This is a genomic window from Streptomyces sp. NPDC014676 (assembly GCF_043084105.1).
Classification (GTDB): Bacteria; Actinomycetota; Actinomycetes; order Streptomycetales; family Streptomycetaceae; genus Streptomyces.
In genome coordinates, this window is sequence record NZ_JBIBZI010000003.1 from 859208 (window position 1) to 875107 (window position 15900).

At 75.3% G+C, this 15900-nt stretch carries 13 protein-coding genes; 8 read left to right on the forward strand and 5 right to left on the reverse strand.

Annotation, left to right across the window (positions count from 1 at the left end; all coding sequences use genetic code 11):
• Positions 1-8 precede the first annotated feature (8 nt).
• Positions 9-89 (forward strand): thiopeptide-type bacteriocin, encoded by an 81-nt coding sequence (locus ACF1DX_RS12420; protein ID WP_234392585.1) that lies wholly within the window; start codon positions 9-11, stop codon positions 87-89.
• A gap of 127 nt (positions 90-216) precedes the next feature.
• On the opposite strand, the gene ACF1DX_RS12425 is transcribed toward ACF1DX_RS12420, so the two are convergent.
• A complete protein-coding gene (locus ACF1DX_RS12425; RefSeq protein ID WP_391791131.1) occupies positions 217-813 on the reverse strand; it encodes a DUF7010 family protein in 597 nt (198 codons plus the stop codon).
• A gap of 294 nt (positions 814-1107) precedes the next feature.
• On the opposite strand from ACF1DX_RS12425, the gene ACF1DX_RS12430 reads away from it, so the two are divergent.
• From ACF1DX_RS12430 to ACF1DX_RS12455, 6 genes are read left to right on the forward strand one after another with little or no spacing between them, the layout of a single operon-like run.
• A complete protein-coding gene (locus ACF1DX_RS12430) occupies positions 1108-2235 on the forward strand; it encodes a hypothetical protein (protein ID WP_391791132.1) in 1128 nt (375 codons plus the stop codon).
• Positions 2232-4841 (forward strand): lantibiotic dehydratase, encoded by a 2610-nt coding sequence (locus tag ACF1DX_RS12435; RefSeq protein ID WP_391791133.1) that lies wholly within the window; start codon positions 2232-2234, stop codon positions 4839-4841. Before ACF1DX_RS12430 ends, ACF1DX_RS12435 begins: the two co-directional genes overlap by 4 nt.
• Positions 4838-6715 carry a hypothetical protein gene (locus ACF1DX_RS12440; RefSeq protein ID WP_391791134.1) on the forward strand — a complete coding sequence of 626 codons (1878 nt, stop codon included), beginning with the start codon at positions 4838-4840 and terminating at the stop codon, positions 6713-6715. Before ACF1DX_RS12435 ends, ACF1DX_RS12440 begins: the two co-directional genes overlap by 4 nt.
• The gene (locus tag ACF1DX_RS12445) at positions 6702-8624 is read left to right on the forward strand and encodes a TOMM precursor leader peptide-binding protein (protein ID WP_391791135.1); all 1923 of its coding nucleotides are present in this window, start codon (positions 6702-6704) and stop codon (positions 8622-8624) included. The genes ACF1DX_RS12440 and ACF1DX_RS12445 overlap by 14 nt, the downstream gene beginning before the upstream one ends.
• Entirely contained in the window at positions 8621-10141 is a 1521-nt protein-coding gene (locus ACF1DX_RS12450) for a nitroreductase family protein (protein ID WP_391791136.1), read from the forward strand. Before ACF1DX_RS12445 ends, ACF1DX_RS12450 begins: the two co-directional genes overlap by 4 nt.
• A 44-nt stretch (positions 10142-10185) precedes the next feature.
• Entirely contained in the window at positions 10186-11115 is a 930-nt protein-coding gene (locus tag ACF1DX_RS12455) for a thiopeptide-type bacteriocin biosynthesis protein (RefSeq protein WP_391791137.1), read from the forward strand.
• 87 nt (positions 11116-11202) lie between these two features.
• Here the strand turns inward: ACF1DX_RS12455 and ACF1DX_RS12460 are convergent, their stop codons facing one another.
• The 3 genes from ACF1DX_RS12460 to ACF1DX_RS12470 all read right to left on the reverse strand — a co-directional run bounded on the left by ACF1DX_RS12460 (position 11203) and on the right by ACF1DX_RS12470 (position 13649).
• On the reverse strand, positions 11203-11727 hold the full coding sequence (locus ACF1DX_RS12460; RefSeq protein WP_391791138.1) for a YceI family protein: 525 nt from the start codon (positions 11725-11727) through the stop codon (positions 11203-11205).
• A 99-nt stretch (positions 11728-11826) separates the two neighbouring features.
• Entirely contained in the window at positions 11827-12660 is an 834-nt protein-coding gene (locus ACF1DX_RS12465) for an ABC transporter permease (protein ID WP_391791139.1), read from the reverse strand.
• The gene (locus ACF1DX_RS12470) at positions 12657-13649 is read right to left on the reverse strand and encodes an ABC transporter ATP-binding protein (RefSeq protein WP_391791140.1); all 993 of its coding nucleotides are present in this window, start codon (positions 13647-13649) and stop codon (positions 12657-12659) included. The genes ACF1DX_RS12465 and ACF1DX_RS12470 overlap by 4 nt, the downstream gene beginning before the upstream one ends.
• A gap of 288 nt (positions 13650-13937) precedes the next feature.
• Between ACF1DX_RS12470 and ACF1DX_RS12475 the strand changes: the two genes are divergently transcribed.
• Positions 13938-15197 carry an FAD-dependent monooxygenase gene (locus tag ACF1DX_RS12475; RefSeq protein WP_391791141.1) on the forward strand — a complete coding sequence of 420 codons (1260 nt, stop codon included), beginning with the start codon at positions 13938-13940 and terminating at the stop codon, positions 15195-15197.
• A gap of 266 nt (positions 15198-15463) precedes the next feature.
• Here the strand turns inward: ACF1DX_RS12475 and ACF1DX_RS12480 are convergent, their stop codons facing one another.
• Positions 15464-15871: a MazG nucleotide pyrophosphohydrolase domain-containing protein gene (locus ACF1DX_RS12480; protein ID WP_391791142.1), complete on the reverse strand. Its 408-nt coding sequence runs from the start codon at positions 15869-15871 to the stop codon at positions 15464-15466.
• Positions 15872-15900: the final 29 nt, after the last annotated feature.

Here is a 15900-nt window from a genome sequence, read left to right on the forward strand (position 1 = left end):
CCGACGGCGTGGCGCTGCCCGAGATGGGCGCCTCCAGCGGCTCGATCGGCACCTCGTCCTCCTCGTCCAGCACCTGCTCGGCCTGCTGAACGCGCGTGAGCGCCTGAGCACGACCGTGTGAACGCACAAGGATGCGCCGCCGGCCCCCTGGCCGGTCGGCACATCCTTGCGTTCGTTTCCGGGGCGGCCCGTCGGCCCCGATCGGTTCGGCGGCCCTCAGCCCCGTACGGCCAGGTGGTACGCGGAGGCCCAGAGCACCGCCGCGCAGGCCAGGCCCACCGTGACCAGCACGCTCTCGTCCGACAGGCCGGCCACGACCAACACCGCGCCCACGACCGCCACGGCGGTCATCAGTCCGGCCGTCCACCGGTACTGCCACTGGTCGTACAGGCGCGCGAGGGGGAAGAAGTGCAGTCCCACGACGAGGGCGATGCCGACCGGGATGAGCTCGGGGCGGCCGGCGGCGTTGGAACCCGCGATGACGGCGAAGACGGCCAGCACCTCGATGCCGTTGACGACACCCACCCCGCGCGCCCAGTTCTCCGGGAGGCTCACCGTGCGGGGCGAGGGCGCGGCGTCCTTGCGGTGCCCCAGGTAGACCGCCGCCGCGGTGACCACGAGGGCCGCCACCTCTATGGACACCGGCACGGCGTCCGTCGCCGAACCGGTTCCGGAGGCCCCGGCGAAGGCCCACAGCAGGCCGAACACGGAGAGCACGAGGGTTCCCCGGCGCCGCAGTTTCCGGGTGAGTTCCAGGCACTCGGCGTCCGTGGCGGACGGGGCCGGGCCGGTGGTGGGGGGATCAGTCGTCATTGGCGGAGAGTACAACGATCATCGCGGTTGCCAGATGCCTTTCGGCCAGCCCGTCGGCCCACTCAAACGGAATTGATCATTCCGAGACTTTGCCGCGGAGCGCACGCCTCCCGGATTTCCCGGAAAAGGGCGCCCTGTGTCACGAGAACCGTGACGTATGTAAGCCGTGACCCCCTCTTCACTTCCACCGCGCATTCCGGGCGCCAATGATGTGGAGCACATTCCCGAATTCATTTCCCGTTCGTCTCGGAAGGTGCGAAGGACATGGTGGTTGACGCTCCGGAGCGTATTGCCGTGAGGCCGGATTCCGCCGACCTGACGGGGGTGCGACTCCACACTCGGATGCCGGTGACGCCGGCCTGGCTGGCCCGGTACGTCGTACCGGCCGCCCGCGAACTGAGCGAGGGGGGCGTGCCCGGCGTCCAGGTCCGCCGCGGCTGGCTGCACGGACCCCACATCGATCTGCTCGCCCCGGCCGCCGGCGCCGCCGACTGGCCGGCGGTCGCGGCCGGGCTCCACGCGGGCCCCCTCGACCCGGCACGGGCGCTGACCGAGGAGGCCTACCTCGAGCAGGCCCGCGAGTTCGGCCGGCTCGAGGCGGTGGAGCCCCCGTACCTGCCGCTGCGCGACCACGGCGCGGTCCTGCCCGTCGCTCCCGACGACCCGGCCCTGCGCTCCCTCGAGCCGCGCCTCGATCCGCTGCGCACCGTCGTGAACGGCGCCCTCGCCGTGCCGGTGCTGCCGATGATCGAGAGCCTGGCCGAGGAGCCCGGCAGCGGCACGGTGCTGCTCGCGGAGGCGTTCGCCGCGCTCGCCGACACCCACGCCCTCGGCCCGGGGTACGGGGTGTTCTCCCCCCGGTCGCACGCGGAGGCGTTCCTCGCCTGGGCGGCTCCCCGCAAGGACATGCGGCCCGTCTTCCAGGAGCGGCTCGCCAAGGAGGCGCCGCTGCTCCGCGCGGTGGTCGAACAGCGGCTGAGCGGTGAGGTGTCCCCCGCGGCCGCCCGGTGGCGCACGGCGTTCGCCTACGGCGCCGGCGTGCTGGACAGCGCGGTCGCCTCGGGCACCCTCACCGCCGGCCTGCTCGACTCGGTGACCGACGGCGTCGACCGGGGACGGATGGGACCGCCCGGGGCCGTGACCACGGTGCCGCGCGGCGAGCAGCCGGACACCGACTTCCACCGCACCGTGCACGGGTCCGGGGCGATCAGCACGCCCTCACCGTTCTTCGCCGCGTTCCGCCTGCTGACCAACCTCTTCTACCAGCAGCTTCCCCTGCTCACCGTGTCACCGATGCAGCGCTACTACATGTGCTTCGCGATCGCCGAGACGGTCGACGACGTGCTCGGCAGCAGCTGGCGCGAGCGTCTGGAGCGCCCGCACACCGCCCGCACCACGAAACCGACGGGAGCCCCGCGATGACCAGCCCCGAACCCCAGTGGTTCCTGCGCGTCAACCCGCTGCGCAGGGCCCGCCTCGCCGATCCGGAGCTGCGCCGGCTGCTCGCCGGCCTCGCCGCCGCCGAGGCCGAACTGGCCGAGGCCGCCGAGGTCTGCTCGCAGGAGCTGTACGAGCGGATCGGTGCCGTGGAGTCGGACGCCGAGCGCCGCGAGCTGATCGCGCTGCGCCGGGCGATCCACAACGGCCGCGCGCCCCGCAAGGCCCCCGAGGGCCGCGTGGCGGAACTCCCGTCGGTGGCGCGCTGGCTGGCCGTCCAGGCCGAGCGGGAGCGGCTGCGCGCCACGGTCACCGCCGGCTACCCGGCCGCCGCCGACCGCGAACGGGCCGTCCTGGCGGGCCTGCTCGGCGACGACGACCTGCTGCGCTCGCTCGCCCTCGTCGCCCCCGAGGTGCACCAGGAGGCCGAGCGCTACCGCGCGGCGGTCGGGGGACCCGGCAAGGTCAACGCCCGCACCCGCAAGTCGGAACGCGGACTGATCCAGTACGTCACCCGGTCCATGGTGCGCACCAGTCCGCTCTCCCGGTTCACCGCGGTGGGCATCGCCGAACCCGCCCCCGCCGGCGATCCGGAGGCCGTACGCCCCGGCGACGTGCCCTTCACCGGCGCGCTGGCCGTACCGGGCCTGGACCGGGTGATGCTGCACTACGTGCTCGGCGGCCTGCCCACCGCCGACGGGGCCGATCTCACGGACCTGTGGGTGGGACTGCCGCCCACCTCGGCACCCGACCCGGAGAGCGGCAAGCTGTTCTTCCTGAAGTTCTCCGGGCAGGGCATGCACCGGCTCGCGCTGCCGCTCGACGGGCCCGTCGCCGACCTGCTCGACGCGCTGTCCATGGGGCCGCGCCGCTTCCCCGCCGTGGTCGCGCACGTCGCCGCGCGGGCCGGCTGCTCCGCCGAGGACGCCGGCCGGCGCGTACGGCAGGCGCTCCGGCAGGGCGTCCTGTGCACCTTCACCCAGCCGGAGGACCGCGCGGCGGCCGCCGACTACGACGACCTGCTCTCGGCGGCGCGGGACACGGCCGTCGCGGAGGCGGCCGACCGGGTCCGCGCCGGACTGCCCCGGGTGGCCGGGGCGCCCGCCGGGGAACGGGGCGCGGTCCTGGCCGGGCTGCGCGGGGACCTCGGCCGGTTCAGCCAGGCCGTGGGCCGCCCGGCGCACATCACGGTCGAGGAGGACTACGTCATGCCGCCGCTGAAGGTGGTCACCTCCGACTGGCACGCCCCGCTGACCGACCTCGGGCCCGCCGTGGAGCTGCTGTCGGTCTTCGACTGGCTGCACGACGTACGGGTCCTGATGACCGCCGCGTTCACGGAGCGGTTCGGGGCCGGGGCGAACGTGCCGCTGGCCGAGCACGCGCCGTTCGTCGTCGGGGAGGTCTCCCGGCGGGCCGCCGCGATGGCCGCCGTGTACGGGCCGCGGGGCTCGGGCGAGCCGGCCGCGCTGACCGGCATCGGCCCGGCGGACGGCTCGCTGGAGCGCATGTACCTGCTGCGCCGCGAGCTGTCCGAGGAGGTGCACGCGCTCCTCACCAAGACCGCCCGGGCCGGCGAGGACACCCTGGGCCTCACCGCGGCGGACGTCGCGGAACTGACCCGGTCGCTGCCCGACCGCTTCCGCCGGGACCCGCTGATCTACGGCGTGCTGCTCCAGCAGGCCGGCGGCAGGCTCGTCCTCAACGACGGCCTGCCGGGCCACGGCATGCTGTACGCGCGTTTCCTGGAGGCCGACCGCCGCCAGGGCGGCCGGGCGCTGCCGAGGCTCGCCGCCCACCTGCGGCGCTTCTACGGTCACGACGGCGCCCGGGTCACCGAGGACCTCGGTCTGCACCGCCTCAACGTCAACGCACACGCGCCGGTGCTGCCGGGCGGCCTCACCCCGGAGGACTGGTTCACGCTGCGGCTGGCCCACGACCCGGAGACGGACTCGCTGCGGGTCGAGGACGCGGACGGCGCGCCCCTGAGGGTGCTGCCGCTCGGCACGGGCCATCCGGGCCTGTTCCCGCCCCCGCTGTCGGTGGCCTCCGGGCTCGCGATCAGCGGCCGGCTCTTCAACAGTCTGCCCAACTCCTGGCACGCGGCGACCCCGTGGGACGGCGAGCACACCCGCACCGCGCCGCGCATGGCGGTCGGCGACGTCCTCATCGGCCGCCGCCGCTGGTACGGCGGGGCCGAGCTGGACACGGCGGTGGCCGCCGGGCCCGACGAGCACGAGCGGCTGCTCGCGCTGACGGCGTGGCGGGCCCGGCACGGGGTCCCCGACGAGGTCGTCATCAAGTCGGCGCCCGAGGACGAGGGCCCGCTGTCGGTCGGCGCACCGGACGTCCAGTCCAAGCGGCTCCAGCAGAAGCCGCAGTACGTGGACCTGTCCAGCGCCCTCGCGGTGCGGGTGCTGCCGCGGATGCTGGAGCGCCGCGGGGAGGGGGCGAGCTATCTGGAGGAGGCGCTGCCCGGCGTCACCGACGGCACGCACGCGACGGAATGGGTGCTCGAGGTCGGGCGCACGGCCGGCGGACGGTTCGTGTACGACCCGGCCAACCACACGGAAGCGGAAGGAGCTCGGTCGTGACGGTGACCGATCTGGACAGGGCCCCGGCCACGACGGCCCCGGGGACGGACACCCCGCTGCGGGCCCGGCCCGGACTGCACTACGCACCGGTACCCGGTGGGGTCTACTTCAGCGGCACGCGCGGGCGGTTCGTGCTGAGCGGCTCGGACCTCGTGTACGCGGTGGCGGACGGCTGCGTACCGCTGCTGGAGGCGGGGACGACGGAGGACGCCCTGGTCGCCGAGTTCGGCACGGAGCGTGCCCGTCCGGCCGTACGGCATCTCGTCGCCCGGCTGCGGGAGAACGGCCTGCTGCTCGACCCGGCCGCGTTCACCGAGCCGGAGCCCCCGGCCGAGGTGCGCGCCCGCTACGCCGACACCCTGGCCCGCCTGACCGCCCGCCTCGACGACCCGTACGCGGCGTTCGCCCGTCTGCGCCGGGCCCGGGTGGAACTGCGGGGGCCGGACACCGCGACGGCCCCCGCCCGCCGCGGCCTGCGCCGGGCCGGCGTGACCACCACGCCACCGACCGACGGAACGACGACCCCCCTCGTCCCGGTCTGCGACCCGGCGATGTACGCGGACCCCGCCCTCCTGACCCCCGCCGGCGCCCCGGCGGCGCGCACGTCCGAAACCCTCACCCCCGCCGGCGACCCGGCGGCGCACGAGACCGGCACCACGACCCCCGCCGGCGATCCGGCGGTGCGCGGGGGGCGGACGGTGATTCCCGTCGGCGGCCCGGCGGTGGACTTTCCGGGGGCCGGTGGTTCGCCCCGTGCCGTCATCGAGTTCCTCACCGGTGACGGGACCTGGACCGAGCGGCACGGGACGCTCCACGTGCCCGTGCTGCTCGGCCCGGGGCCGGTCCTCGTCGGGCCGGTCGGGGTGTCGCCCGCCGTCTGGGCGGCGTTCCGGGACCGGGCCGGGGTCTGGGCCGGTGCCGAGGGCGTCGAGCCCGCGGCCGGGCCCGTCGCCCACTCCCTCGCGGGAGCCCTCGCCGCCCAGCTCCTGGCCGACACCCTCACGGGTGTCGCGGAGCCCGGCGAGGCCCGTGTCGTGCACGGCCCCGATCTGACCGCCGACCGCGTCACCGTCACGGGCGGCCCCGTGGACGAAGCGGTCGTGGTCCGGCTCGACGACGCCCCCGCCGAACCCCTCCCCGAACCGGCGGCCGCACTGGAGGAGGCCGCCGCCCTCACCGCCCGCTGGACCGGACTCTTCGCCTCCGCGCAGGGCGAGCACCTGCCGCAGATGCCCCTCGCCCTGCGCGCGGCGGAGCACCGCACGGACCGCACGGACACGGTCACCGCCTGGGCGGCGGACCAGGAGACGGCGACCGTCGCCACCGCCCTGGCCGCCCTGCGCGACCGCGTCGGCGGCGCCGCCGGCCTCACCCGTGAACACTGGCTGCTGGACGGCGCGTTGCGGCGGCTCGCCGAGCGCCGGGACCGGTTCGAGCACCTGACCGACGCCGCTCCCCCGCTGCACGCCGAGGGCGAGCGCATCCTCGCCGCCCTGCGCGCGCGGCTCGGCCCGGCCGTTCCCGTACTCGCCCTGGCCCGGACCGCCGGAGTCGACTGGCCGCTGGCCGAGGTCACCGCCGACGGCCGGTCGCTCGGCGCCGGCTGGGGACCCACGGCCGCCGACGCGACGTACGCCGCGCTGTGCACGGCGCTCGCCGCCGCCCAGGCCGACGGCGCCGTCGCCGCCCTGTCCACCGACGCCCTGCTCACCGCCGACGACACCGCCCGCACCGCACTGAGGAGGCAGCTCACCGCGCTCGCCACGATCCGGGGACAGGCCCGCCGCACGGACCCCGTGCTCGGCGAACTCCCCTTCTGGCACGGCCCGGTGACCGCCCGGACGGCCCAGGAGCCCACCGATGCCGACCACTGACCCGACCACCATCGAGAACCCGGTCCAGGCGGGCCCCGCGCTGCCCGCGACGGCCCACGACGACTGGCTGCCCGCCCTCGCCGGACTGGCCCGCGCCACCGGGGCGACCGTCTCCGTCAACCTCGGCTGGGACCTCGCCTGGGAACGCGGCCCGGTCGTCGCGGCGGACGGCCCCCACCTCTCCGTACGCCTGTACGACGACGAGGTGATGGTCGGTCCGCTGTGGGTGCCGGGCACCGCGTCCGGCTGCGCCGCCTGCGCCGAGGTGCGTGAGCGCACCGTCCTCGACCACCCGCTCGTCGGCGACCTCACCCGGGCCACGCGGGTCCCTGCCGCCCCCGCGCCGCTGCTGCCCGAACTCCTGCGCACCGGCCTGGACCACCTGGCGGACCGTCCCCTCGCCCCCGGTGAGGCCTACTCGGTGACCGTGCGCGGCACCCGCCGCCACCGCGTCGCGCGCAGCTTCCACTGCCCGGCCTGCGGTCCCGCCCCCGAGGACCTGGTCAGCACCGGGCCCCCGCCGCCCCGTACCCTCCGCTCGCGTCCGGCCGTCCCCGGCGACGCCACCCGCACCGCCGCGAGCCGGCTCGTCGAGCCCGGCTTCCTGCGCGACCGCCTGGTCGACGAGCGCTTCGGACCGGTCCGGGCCGTCCTGCGCGAGTCCCACGCCCCGTTCGCGATGAGCATGGCCGTCGTCGCCGACGCCCCGGCGATGGGTCACGGCCGGGCCCGTACGTTCGCCGAGACCGAACCGGTCGCCGTCCTGGAGGCGTACGAACGGCTCGGCGGTTACCCCTACGACATCCCCCTGGTGACCCGGCGCTCCTACCGCGAGGTCGCCGGCCACGCCGTCGACCCGGACACCCTCGGCCGCTACACCGCCGAGCAGCTCGCCCATCCGACGAGCAGGGCGACGCCGTTCACGGCCGACACCCCGATGGACTGGGCCTGGGGGCACGACCTGGCCGACGGCCGTCCGCTCCTCGTCCCGGCGGACCACGCCTTCTACCAGTACGAGTACGCGTTCCGCCGGGACCGCCGGGCGGCGCGCGTGGCGGGCGCCGCGAACCGGCGGCACTACTTCTTCGACTGCTCCAGCGGCTGCGCGGTCGGCGCCAACTACGAAGAGGCCGCGCTGCACTCGCTGTTCGAGCTCGCGGAGCGGGACGCGTTCCTGACGTCCTGGTTCCGGGCCGCCCCGCTCCCCCACATCCCGGTCGCCTCCCTCACCGACCCGACCAGCCGGGCCATGGTCGAGCTGATCCGGGCGCGCGGATTCGACGTCCACCTCCTCGTCGCCACCCGTGACATCGGTCTGCCGGTGGTGTGGGTCATCGCCGTCAACGAGAAGAACCCGTTCCCCGCCACCTTCTCCTCCGCCGGTTCCGGCGCCGAACCGGAGTCGGCGATCCGCGGGGCGCTGCGCGAGGTGGCCCAGCTCGTCACCAACCCGGTCGACTGGACCCGTGAGCAGGCCGAGCGGATGGCCGAGGACCCGTGGCGGGTGGAGGAGCTGGAGGACCATGTGCGGTTCTCCTCGATCCCCGAGACCCGCGACCGCGCCCTGGCGGGGCTCGGCGGCCCGGCCGTCACGCCGGAGGAGGCCTTCCCCGACTGGCCCGGCCGGCTGGAGCGGGCCGCGGGCGGCGACGTGCGCGGCACGCTCGAGTACGTCGCCTCGCTGTTCGCCGACGCGGGCCTGGACCGCGTCGTCGTCGTCGACCAGACCAGCCGGGAGCACGCGGACGCCGGTATCGCGGTCGTCCGCGCGGTCGTCCCCGGCATCGTGCCGATGTGCTTCGGCCACGCCCAGCAGCGCCTGGACGGACTGCCCCGGCTGCGGGCCGCGCTGCGCGGCACGGACCAGGAGCACCGGGCGGTCCCCTACGACCCCCACCCGTTCCCGTGACGGCCCCCGCCCCGGAGTGGACCCGGCGCGCCCCGGTCGACCTGCCGGGCCCCGCGGGGGACAACAGCATCGCGCGCGAGCCGCTCTGGTACGCGTACGGCGCGGGCGACGACCGTCCGGAGCCGCCGCCCTGGACCTGGGCGGACACGCCCCCGCCCGACAGCCACGTACCGCCGGAGCCACCGCGCCCGGCGGGGCCGGGCAGGGTGCTGCCGACGGGCACCACCGAGCGGCTGTCGGCGCTCGCGTATCCGCGCGTCCCGGCCGCCTCCGGTCCGGCGGCGCCCGACGCCCTGGCGCACGCCCTGACGGCGACGTTCGGTCCCGTGCGCCGTGAACCGGAGAACCCGTACAACGAGCACCGGCCGTACGCCTCGCCGCGCTGTCTCTTCCCCGTCCACGCCTTCGTGGGCGACGGTGACGGCTCGGCGTGGCGGCTGCTGGAGCCGGCCCGCCACGCCCTCACCGGACCGGACACCGCGGCGCCGCCCACCCGTATCGCGCTCACCGGCCGCTACACCGCGATCCCGGTGGCGTACCAGTGGTTCCGCGGGTCGCTCGTCTCCATCGAAACCGGCATGGTGCTGCGGGCGTTGAGCCTCGGCCTCGAACTGTTCGGGGTGCCGGCGACCCTCACCCCGCCCGCCGACGGCGGACCGGAGGTCCTGCGCGAGCTGGGTCTCGAGCGGACCTGGGAGTGGTCGCTGCCCTGGCTCGTCGACGTGGCCGGTCCCGGTCCCGGTCCCGCGGCGGGGGCCGGGCGGGACGCGCCGGTGCCCGGCGGCGATCCCTCGCTGACGGACGTCGTACGCGTGAACCGGGAGCAGACGTACCCGGCGGGCGCGGCGCCTCTCACCACGGCCGTCCCGGCCGGCCTGCCGGACAGCCCGGTCGTGCCCGACTGGGCGGAGCTGCTGTGGCGGCGCCACTCCGGCCGTATGCCGCGCGCCCTGCACGGCATGGACTCGGCACCGCACCCCGCCCCGGTCCCGGCCCGGCACCTGGCCGCCGCCCTCGCCTGGCTCGGTGTCCCGCCACCGCACCCGGTGCCGGCCGCCGCCTTCGACGCGGTCACGGTCACCGCCGTGGTGCAGCACGTCGAGGGGTACGCGGCCGGGGTGCACCGCTTCGAGAAGGGCGCGGCACACTTGCGGAGGGCCGATCCGACCGCCCCCGCGGGGCTGGAGGCGAGTTACGGCTACGGGTTGTCGCCCGTCAACGGCTGCGGCATCGCCAAGGCCCCGCTCACCGTCTTCTTCTCCGTCCGCCCTCGCGAACTGTTCGCCCGCTTCGGCCCCGCCGGCTGGGGCGCCGCCCAGATCGCCTGTGGCTGGGCCGTCCACGGGCTGTGCCTGGCGGCGGCGGCGGCCGGTCTCTTCGCGCGGCCCGTCCGGGCGTTCAAGGAGATCCCCACCAAGGAGGTCGTCGGCCTGGCCGAGGACGAGACGATCGTCCTGTCGGCGGTGGTGGGGGTACCGCGCGAGACCGGGGGCGACCAGCTCGACCTGCGCACCTGAGCCCACTTCTCCGCACACCCTCCGGACGACAAGGGAGCCCGCCCATGACCGAGTCCACCACCGCACCCCGGCGATGGAACGCCTGGCACCTCCACCTCGCCACCACCGCCCGCGGCGCCCACGACCGCGTCCTCACCGAGGTCATCGGGCCCACGGTCCGCGCACTGCCGCCCGGCACCGAGTGGTTCTTCATCCGCTACTGGCAGTCGGGTCCCCATCTGCGGCTGCGGATCGCGGACCTCGCCCCGGGCACCCGCGCGGACGTCGAGCACGCCCTGCGCGACCGGCTCGCCGCGGCGGGCCGGCTCGCGCCCGGGGAGGAGCCGCTGGCCGCCGACGCCTACGAGGAGAGCGCGGCCCGGCTCGCCGCCGCGGGCGAGACCGGCGTCAACTCCTCCGTCCGGGCGCTGCTGCCGCCCGGCGTCCACCGGGCCGACTACGACCCCGAGTTCGAACGCTACGGCGGTCACGCCCTCATGCCGGCCGCCGAGTCCCTGTTCCACCTGTCCAGCGAACTCGTGCTGCGGCTCGCCCCGGGCATCACCGACGAGGCGCGGCGCGCCCGGCTGGCGCTGCGCGGCACGCTGTCCGCCGCCGTCGCCCTCGGCGGTCCCGTGGAGCGCGCCCACTACTTCGCGCGGGGCCTGGACGCCTGGCGGGCCTGGGCGTCCGACGCGGGCCATCCCGACGCCCTGCTCGACCGGATCACCCACGTCGGCCAGGACCCGGACGCGGTGCGGATCACGCCCGGGGCGCACGGCCCGTTCACCGGCTGGTACGAGGGGCTGGCGGCGCATGCCGACGACGTCCGGCGGCATACGACGACCCATCCCGGCATGATCCTCTTCTCCCACGCCCACATGCTGCACAACCGGCTGGGCCTGAGCCTGCTGGAGGAGCTGCGCACCTACGCCTGGCTGTCCCACGTCTTCCCGGTGCGGCAGCCGGCGCCCGGCCCGGCACCCGTGGGGTGACCCCCGCACCCCGTGGGTGCCGACGCGGAGGCCCGGCCGGATTCCCCCTCCGGCCGGGCCTCGTTCCGCGTGCGTGCGCGGTGCGGCTCACGATCGGCGTACGAAGACGGCCTTCACCCGTACCAGGAGTTCCGCCCCGACCAGGCCCCGCATGGCGCCGACACCGCACGCGTGCCGGTCGACGCGGGCGGTGGCCCGTACCGTGGCCCGCTCGCCGTCGGTGGTCAGCTCGTCGACCGTGAACGTCACCGGCGTCCTGCGGCCCTTGACCTCCAGCAGTCCGGTGACGCCCGGTCCTGTGGTGAGGCGCTCGCCGGTGAAGCGCAGTTCCGGGTGGCGCTCCGCGTCGAGGAACCGCGGACCGCGCACGGCCGTGTCCCGTCGCGGGTTGCCGCTCTCGAAGCCGGCGACGCCGACCGCGGCGCCCAGGCCGGCCAGGGTGCCGTCGGCGGCGAGTTCGGCGCGGCCCGAACGCACGGGCAGTGAGCCGCGTACGGGCAGGAGGAAGAAGTGGCGGCCGGTGAACTCCACGGTGGAGTCGGCGGGTTCGAGGTGCCAGTTGCCGGCCGGGGCGTCGACGGTCCGCGGGCGGGCGGTGCGGTTCGTGGACATGGTGGGGGTCCTTTCAAACGTCGTGGGGGTTCCTGGAGAGCCGCGAGGGGGCCTCACGGAGGCCCCCTCGATGTGGTGGTCCGGAGCGGTCGTCCGGCTCTACTCAGGGCGCGGGTCCCAGCGGAAGCGGCGCACCGCGATCAGGGCGCCGACGACGCCCCAGGCCGCGAGCACCGCGAGTTCCTTCCACTGGAAGCCGGCGCCCTGTGTGAAGGACGCCAGCATGGCGTCGTTGAAGGGCTTCACCGGGAGCAGTCCGGCGATCTCGTTGAGGGCGCCGGAGTGGATGGGGAAGTAGCTGCCGGAGATGAACACCAGCGGGAACTGGATGAACTGCACGACCGCGGGCGCCGCCTCGGAGTTGCGGATGAGCGAGGCGACCCCGACGCCGAGCGCGCAGAAGGCGGCCGCGCCGAACGCCAGGGTGACCGCGAGCGCGGCCCAGTGGGTGGGCCACGGCACCCCGTACAGGCGCCCGATGCCGATGACGAGCGCGACGTCGACGACGCTCACGACGACACAGTGCACCAGCAGGCCCGCGAAGTACACCCAGGCGGGCAGCGGGGTGGCGTGCAGCCGCTTGAGGACGCCGGTCTGCCGGCGCATGGCGAGCACGATCGCCAACTGGCCGTAACAGGCGCCCAGTACGGACACGGCGGCGATGGTCGGCGTGTAGTACTGCATGCCGCTCATGCCGAAGAAGAAGTCCTCGCCCTGGCCGCCGCCGAACACGGCGCCGAAGATCGCGATGATCACGACGGGCAGGACGAAGGTGAACACCATCGACTGCGGATTGCGCCAGAACGACAGCTGCTCGTAGCGGATCTGGTGGACGAGCAGGGCGAACGAGCCCCGTTCGTCCGGCCGTTCGGCACCGGGGCGCGGGGAGCGCCTGCCGGTGGTGGCGGTCGTGGAGGGAAGGGTGCTGGTCATCGGCTGCTCCGTCCGGGTCGGCGCCCCCGGCGCCCGCGGGCCGCCGGGGTCTCGCCCCGTCCGACGGACGGGGACGAGGCGTCCTGCTGTGCGTACGAACTGGTCAGCCCCAGGTAGACGTCCTCCAGGGTGGGCTGTTCCACGGTCAGCCGCTCCAGCGGTGTGCCGCGCTCCAGCGCCCAGGAGGTGAGCCGGTGCAGGACCGCCGTCGGCTCCTTCGCCTCGGCGGTGACCAGGCCGTCCTCGGCGTCGCTGACCGGGATCGGCAGGTCGCCGATGGCGGCGCCGGCCGGCAGCGCGAACCGGATCCGGGCCGGCACGCTGTCCCGTCCGCCCAGGGTGTCCGGGGTGCCGGAGGCGACGATCCGCCCGCCGGCGATCACCGCGACCGAGTCGGCGAGCGCCTGCGCCTCGTCCATGTAGTGCGTGGTCAGCATGATCGTCGTACCGGCGTCGCGCAGGTTGCGGACGACCTCCCAGGCGCCGCGGCGGGCCCCCGGGTCGAAGCCGGTGGTCGGCTCGTCCAGGAACAGCAGCTTCGGGTCGCCGATCACGCCCAGGGCGAGGTCGAGCCGCCGCTTCTGCCCTCCGGACAGGTCCTTGACCTTCGCGCGCTCCTTCTCCCGCAGCCCGACCAGGCCGATGACCTCGTCGGTGTCGCGGGGGGCGGGGTAGTAGCCCGCGTTGCGGGCGACGGTCTCGCGCACCGACAGGTACGGCTCCACGGCGATGTCCTGGAGCACGAGTCCGATCCGCCCGCGCAGCCACCGCCCGTCGGCCTTGTCTCCGGGGTCGCGGCCGAGGACCCGTACGCTGCCGCCGTCCCGCTGCCGGAAGCCCTCCAGGATCTCCATGGTGGTGGTCTTTCCGGCGCCGTTCGGTCCGAGGAGCGCGAAGATCTCGCCCTCCTCGACGGCGAAGTCCACGCCGCGCACGGCCTCGTGGTCCCCGTACTTCTTGAGCAGGCCGTCAACGGCCACCGCGGTCACCGCGGCCGCTCCCGTCGTCGTTCCCGTGTCACCGCGTGCCTCCCAGGGGTAGTGGCTGTCTCCTTCTGGAAGTTAGGGCCGTGGGGGGCCCGGCAGCAGGGTCGGCGGGGGGACCGATGACGTCCGTCACGCAAGCGGCGACAGTTGTCAGTGACGGACCGGCGGGCCGTTGCCGCACGGTGCGGCGCGGCACATGCTCGGCACACGACCGATGACGGTGCGCTCACGCCGCGCACCCATCGTGACGGTGAACGGGCGTGGGGCGAAGACGCGGAAGGCGGTCCAGACGTGCGGTTGGGGAGCGAGAGCGGAGCGCGGCGGCGGCCCGGTGACACCGGGAACGCCACCGGCCGGGAGCAGCGGCCACGGGTCGCCGTCGTCGGCGCCGGCATCGGCGGGCTGGCCCTGGCCGGCGCGCTGGCCGCGAACGGTACGCCGTACGTGGTCCACGAGCAGACCCGCGTGCTGTCCGAGGTGGGCGCGGGCGTGCAGCTCTCGCCCAACGCGGTCCGCCCGCTGCTGCGGCTGGGCCTCGGCCCCGCGCTGGAGGAGCACGGGGTGCGCGTCGAGGCGATGGAGGTGCGCGGCTGGAACGGCCGGCCCATTGCGCGCACACCGCTCGGCGCGGAGTGCGAGCGGATGTTCGCGGCGCCGTACCTGACGATCCACCGGGCTCATCTGCACGAGGCGCTGCTCTCCCTGACCGACCGGGACCGGCTGCGCCTCGGCGAACGGCTGCGGGCGGCGGAGGAGACGGCGGACGGTACGGGCGTACGGCTCGCCTTCGACGACGGTACGGTCCGCGAGGCGGACGTGGTGATCGGCGCGGACGGCATCCACTCCACGGTCCGCGAGACCCTGCGCACCGACGCGCCGGTCTTCTCCGGTCTGGGCATCTACCGCGGCCTGGTCCCGGCGGACGCGCTGCCGGCGGGGGCCCGCGAACGGCTGGTACGGCTGTGGCTCGGGCCCGGCGGGCACTTCGTCTGCTATCCCGTGGCGTCCGGCGCGTACCTCAGCTACGCCGCGACCGTGCCGCTGACCACCGGCGCCCCGCCGCGCGAGTCCTGGTCCCGGCCGGGCGACCCCGACGCGCTGCGCGCGGTCTTCGGCGGCTGGACGGGGCTCGTCGCGGACGTCGTCGCGGCGGTCGGCTCGACCCACCTGTGGGCCCTGTACGACCGTCCACCGCTGCGCGCCTGGTCCACGGACCGCATCACGCTCCTCGGGGACGCGGCCCATCCGATGCTGCCGTTCATGGCACAGGGCGCCAACCAGGCGATCGAGGACGCGATGGACCTGGCCGCCTGCCTGGCGGACGCGCCCGCCCCGGCGATCCCGGAGCGCCTGGCCCGCTACGAGTCCCTGCGCATCCCGCGCACCGCCGAGATCCAGCGCGGCTCACGGGGCAACGCGGGCATCCTCCACCTCCCGGACGGCCCCGCCCAGCGCCGCAGGGACGCCCACATGGCGGTCCACGCCGCCCTCCACGACCGCACCCCCCTCTACGCCCACGAAACAGGCCGCACCGTGGTCACCACCGCATAGCCGCGGGCACTCGCACCACCGCAACTGCGGGCGCCCGCACCGCCGCCACTGCGGGCAGTCATGCCTCCCCCAGTGCCTCAAGGGCCTGGGAGGTACCCCCAGGGCGGCACGGGTGGGCGGTGGGGGTCCCCCCGCTCGAGCGGAGCCGAGAGTGGGGGAGGCACCCCGCAAGCGCCGGGCAGCGCGACCCACCCCCGCCCAGCGACCACGCCGGACGACGTACCCCGCCCAGCAGCCACGCGGGACGACGTACCCCGGGGCGCCGCTCAAGCAGCCCCACCCGGCACCCACCCCTGCCGCCGCAGCACCCCCGCCACATCCGGCGCCTCGTAGTGGTCACCCTTCAGCACCTTGCCGTCGGCACGACGACTGACCTGCCCGTCGGGCCCCAGCTTGCTCATGTTGGAACGGTGGACCTCCGCGATCACCGCGTCGAGGTCGATCCCGTGCACCAGCGCGGTGCCGTACGCGACGTACACCACATCGGCCAGCTCGTGCGCCAGCCGGTCCAGCGGCCCCGCCACCGACACCTCCGCCACCTCCCGCGCCTCCTCGGCGAGCAGCTCACCACGATGGGCACCGAGCTCCGGTGAGACCTCGGACGGTACGTCGCGGGCGTCCAGCCCGAAGGCACGGTGGAATTCACGGACCAGATCGGCGGGCGAGGAACTCATGCCCGCGACTGTAGCGGCCACCACGGACA